Source organism: Flavobacterium erciyesense (genome assembly GCF_018069925.1).
Taxonomy (GTDB): Bacteria; Bacteroidota; Bacteroidia; order Flavobacteriales; family Flavobacteriaceae; genus Flavobacterium; species Flavobacterium erciyesense.
The window spans coordinates 1-4,835 of record NZ_JAGPXB010000028.1; the positions used below are offsets into that span (position 1 = coordinate 1).

General features: G+C 36.0%; 3 protein-coding genes. 1 reads left to right on the forward strand and 2 read right to left on the reverse strand.

Annotation, left to right across the window (positions count from 1 at the left end; translation table 11 throughout):
* Together KBJ98_RS15120 and KBJ98_RS15125 are read right to left on the reverse strand one after the other, a co-directional pair.
* Positions 1 to 1,437 (reverse strand): FAD-dependent oxidoreductase (locus KBJ98_RS15120; RefSeq protein ID WP_210791923.1); only part of this gene is annotated, 1,437 nt, incomplete at its 3' end.
* Between the two features lie 279 nt (positions 1,438 to 1,716).
* The gene (locus tag KBJ98_RS15125; RefSeq protein ID WP_210791925.1) at positions 1,717 to 3,126 is read right to left on the reverse strand and encodes a glycosyltransferase; all 1,410 of its coding nucleotides are present in this window, start codon (positions 3,124 to 3,126) and stop codon (positions 1,717 to 1,719) included.
* A 267-nt stretch (positions 3,127 to 3,393) separates the two neighbouring features.
* Between KBJ98_RS15125 and KBJ98_RS15130 the strand changes: the two genes are divergently transcribed.
* Entirely contained in the window at positions 3,394 to 4,737 is a 1,344-nt protein-coding gene (locus KBJ98_RS15130) for a sigma-54-dependent transcriptional regulator (protein WP_210791927.1), read from the forward strand.
* Positions 4,738 to 4,835: the final 98 nt, after the last annotated feature.

A 4,835-nucleotide genomic window follows, 5' to 3' on the forward strand; every position in this document is an offset into this window, starting at 1 on the left:
CTTTTTTTTAAAAATTCGTCCTCGCGGTGAGTCTGCTTCCATTAGAACCACATCTGAATGTAAAAATTTTGCGGCTGCAGCTGAATCTTCTACTTTAACCGCGCTTCGTTTTAGCATTTCTGATTCATATTTCTGTAAAACAGCTTGTCGCAAACCTATTTCTCGCCAAGATTTGTTACCCCTACAACCTGAGTGAATGGCTTGTGCCAATGCTACAGCATCAAGTAATGCTTGATTGGCTCCTTGTCCTTTAAACGGGCTCATAGGATGGGCAGCATCTCCCAAAAGGGTAATTTTATCGTGATGCAAATCCGAAGTTTGCAATAAAGCTCTGTCGTAAACTGGATATCCAGATATTAAATTTTCAGGAGTGGCAGCGATAATGGCTGGAATAGGATGGTGCCATTGCATTCGCGCCAAAGCTTCAGTTTTTAGTGCAGCAGGTCCTTTTGCGCTGAGTAAAATCGCTTCTGTTTCTGCCAGCGGAAAACTAAATTGCCACATTATCGAATCATTGTCATACGGCATCATGTAAATTCGCTCGTTACCGTTCGCGGTTTGAAATACAGTAGCATTATCCAACAATGAATCTTGAATAGATGGATTGTCTTTTAATGAACAAATGCCTAGAATTACGATGCAATTCAAATAGCGTAAAGGGGCGATTTGGTCTCCTAAAAGCAGTTTTCGCACGGTGCTTCTAATACCGTCTGCACCAACAACAAGATGTGCTGTTTTAGTTATAATTTGATCATCAACTTGAAAGCTTAGTTCAATGCCAGAATCTGCACTGTCTTTAAATCCAATCAATTGATGGTTCCATTGTATTGATTGATGGTCTTGTAATTGTTCTAATAAAGCACTACGTAAAGCTTGTCGAGCAATATGAATGTTGGAACGCTTGCCACTGTTTTTCACATCTTCTGTTAGCCATTTTCGAGCACCCCATTCGCCAATTATTTGGCCATTGGTATTATGAACAACATGCCTTGATGATTTGATGCCTTGAGACAGGTTTTCAATTCCTAAACTACTAATGGCTTTACTGGCTTGTTGTAAAGTCAAACCATATCCTTGTGATCTGGCCTGGAAATTAATATCTCGTTCGTATAAAGTAAACGGAATTCCGCGGTGTAACAACGCAACTGCAAGAGCAACACCGCCAATCCCACCACCAATTATAGCAACAGTCGGAAAGGTATTGTAATCAGGAGTTAAAAAAGCTGCGCCTTCAACAATTCCACTACCTTGACAAACAGTACAACTATGCAAATGAGCTTTTGGAGGTTGTGGCATTGGTCCTTTTCGAGATTCCTTTTCGAATTGCTGAAGCGCGTTTGTGTACGCGCGTTTGGCTTTGTCGCTAAGGCCTTTACTTTTTTTGCCGCGACCTTGACATGCAGCACAAAAAATCCATTTTTTGGGATTTGAAATCAAGTTTTAATATTTTTAAAGTATTGTTTTAAAATGTATTATGTAAAAATAACTAAACTAAAACTTTGCTTTTGATTTTCACGAAATCTAATACAGTTTTAAATTCTTTTGGGAGATTTTTCGAAAGGCAAATTTAAGATAAAAATTATTGGGAAGGAGTAGTGGAAATGCATAAAAAAAGTCTTCTTTGCTAAGTGCTAAGAAGACTTTGTAGGTGTATAGAAAAAGATTTGTAACCCAAGTGATTTTAAAATAGTAGTAAACAAGTAGATATTTTTGGATTTATTTCTGTGCAATTTCACGCGTTAACCAACCGCTTTTACCTGCTGTGGCAATCGAGTAAGGCGCGATCCAAAACAATCCGAAAGTAAACAAAATACTATACGAGTACGCCCAGAGTGATTCTGAAATACTGTATTTTTTGGCATAAAACAGAACTGGGAAAGTTGAAAATAACAGGATTCCTAACAAAGTTGAACTTACAAATAACAACGGATGTATTGCAATAAAAAACAACATGAACAACAAAAAAGGATAAGTCATCGCTAAGGTCAAGAATTGGTTGATAAACAACAAACGAGTTCCTGTTTTAGACTCTTTTTTAAAGTTAGTAAAAACATAATTAGCCATTGCTAAGTTTTCGCGAACATTGCTGCGTCCCCAACGAATAAACATTTTGTACAAACCTTTGTATTTTTCAGGTACGTCTGTTAAAACGACCGCATTACGCTGAAAAAGTACTTTTTGTCCTTGTTTTAAGATCATATTGGTCATAGCACGGTCTTCGCCAATATCCGATGGAGTTCCCATAAAAGTTTGATTGATCCATTCTGGTAAACAATTAAAAACGGCTGTTCTTTTGTAGGCTGCCAAAGCGCCAGGAGTACATAACACGCTTCCTAATCTGCTTTCTGCAGAGCGTACAAATTCAAAACTCATCACAAAACTTACATTCAGCATTTTTGGTAAAATAGCCGTTTTGTTGTTCAATACGCGCACATTTCCTGCAACAGCTCCACAATTTTCATCCGTAGCAAAAGGACTTACCAAGTTGCGAAGTGTGTCTTTTTCAATAATAGAATCACTATCAATAGTCACAAAAACGTCTCCCGTTCCTAAATGAAAACCACGGTACAAAGCATGGCGTTTTCCTTTGTTTTCTGGCTGCTGAAAAATTTCAATTTGATTGCCTAAGGTTTGTTTTGCTTTTTGCATCCAATACCAAGTTTCATCTTTACTTCCATCATCTATCGCCAAAATCTGCAATTTATGTTTTGGAAAATCGCTGCTTGCAATGCTCAATAAAGTTTGGTGAACCAAATGTCCTTCGTTATATGCTGGTACAATAACGGTTATCGTAGGAAGTAGTTCATCTGTAACTGAAGCGATAGGTTTGTAGGTCAAATACAAATATACAGTGTATAAAAAGTAGATTGATTTAAAGGCAAGTAACGCAAGAGTCACCATCAAAAAGGTAAAACCTAATGTAGAGTCCATTCTGCTTTCGTTAAAATTATAAAAATCATCTTGCAATACATAAACTGTCGATGCGCCGATGAGCAACATCAAAATTGTAGTGCCCAATACCAATCTATTTTTTAAAACTGTTTGCGAAATTTTTGGCGTTGTAAAAACTGTTTTTTCAGTTCTTTCAAAGATTGGGTTTGCTGTTGGTAAGGTTTGCGTTTTCATGTGTAATTGCTTTTGTTGTTTACTCCAATTCCTTTTTGCAATAGCAGTACCATTTTTATTTACAATTGATTATCAATGTTTTATTGTTTTTAAATTTATTTAATGTGTATAATAATTACTCAATTGTTACCCATTACTCAATTCCTTTTACAATCAGAAAGTTGAAAATAGGGGCAAGATTCAAGGTCATTTTTTTAAATTCCTTATGCTTTTGCAAAAGCGTCATTGTAAAACTGTAATTTTGTTTTTTATAAATTGATCTCCCACATTTTGAAAAATATCTTAATTATTGACGACGAAGAAAAACTACGTGGTTTGCTGGCTCGTATTGTAAAATCAGAAGGATTTGAAGTTTTAGAAGCTCCCGACTTGCAATCTGGTTTAAAAAAATTGGAACACAATGCTATTGATGTCGTGCTCTGTGATGTAAAATTACCTGATGGAAACGGTGTCGATTTTGTTCAAAAAATAAAAAGTAGTTTTCCGTTTGTTGAAGTGATTTTGCTTACTGCCTTTGGGAAAATTTCAGATGGTGTTCAAGCTATGAAAAATGGTGCTTTTGATTATATCGTAAAAGGTGATGACAATGATAAAATTATTCCGCTTTTGCACAAAGCTTTAGAAAAAGTAAGTCTTCAAAACAAAGTACAGCAGTTAGAAAAGCGTATTTCAGATAAATATTCATTTGATACCATCATAGGTAAATCCAAGGGTTTAGAACTTGTTATTGATTTAGCTAAAAAAGTTGCTAAAACCGAATCGACAGTACTTTTAACAGGCGAAACAGGAACCGGAAAAGAGGTTTTTGCCCAAGCCATTCACGAAAATAGTACGCGAGTAGGCAAGTCGTTTGTGGCTTTAAACTGCAGCACTTTTAGCAAAGAAATTCTTGAAAGCGAATTATTTGGGCATAAAGTAGGAGCATTTACTGGTGCTGTAAAAGATAAAAAAGGTTTTATCGAAGAAGCTAATGGTGGCACATTGTTTTTAGACGAAATAGGCGAAATGCCACTGGAACTTCAAGCAAAATTATTACGCGTTTTAGAAACGAACGAATACATTCGATTGGGAGATACTACGCCTAAAAAATCAAATTTCAGACTAATTGCAGCCACCAATCGGGATTTAAAAGCTGATAGTGAAGCGCATCAATTTCGATCAGATCTGTATTTTAGACTCAATATTTTTGAAATTGCGATTCCGCCTTTGCGAGAAAGAATAAAAGATATTGCGCCATTAACCAACTACTTTGTCCAACAATTTTCAGCCAAAACGAATAAACCAACACTTTCAGTTGATCCCGATTTTGTGCATCATTTAGAGAAACACCATTGGCCAGGAAACGTTCGAGAATTAAAAAATGTGATAGAACGTGCCGTAATTCTCGCCAATGATTTTACCTTAACAGCTGATGTTTTACCGTATGAAATTCAGCATCAACAGGGTAATAATAACAAAATCATGTCGGCTTTTTCGATGCAAAGCGTAGAGAAACTTCACATTCAAAAAGTATTGAATTATACCAAAGGAAATAAAGCCGAAACGGCACGCTTACTAGAAATAGGAATTGCAACTTTATACAGAAAGTTAGAAGAATACCGCATTCAATAAACAACGACTTTTCGCTTTTGCCAAAGCTTAAAAAGTTGGTTGAAACTACCACTAAACCTATCAAAAAGATAAAACCTTATCATTTTGATAGGTTTTTT

What these genes read in the sequence shown, in the direction of transcription:
- KBJ98_RS15125 (WP_210791925.1), bottom strand. Translation starts at nt 3,126, where the DNA reads ATGAAAACGCAAACCTTACCAACAGCAAACCCAATCTTTGAAAGAACT.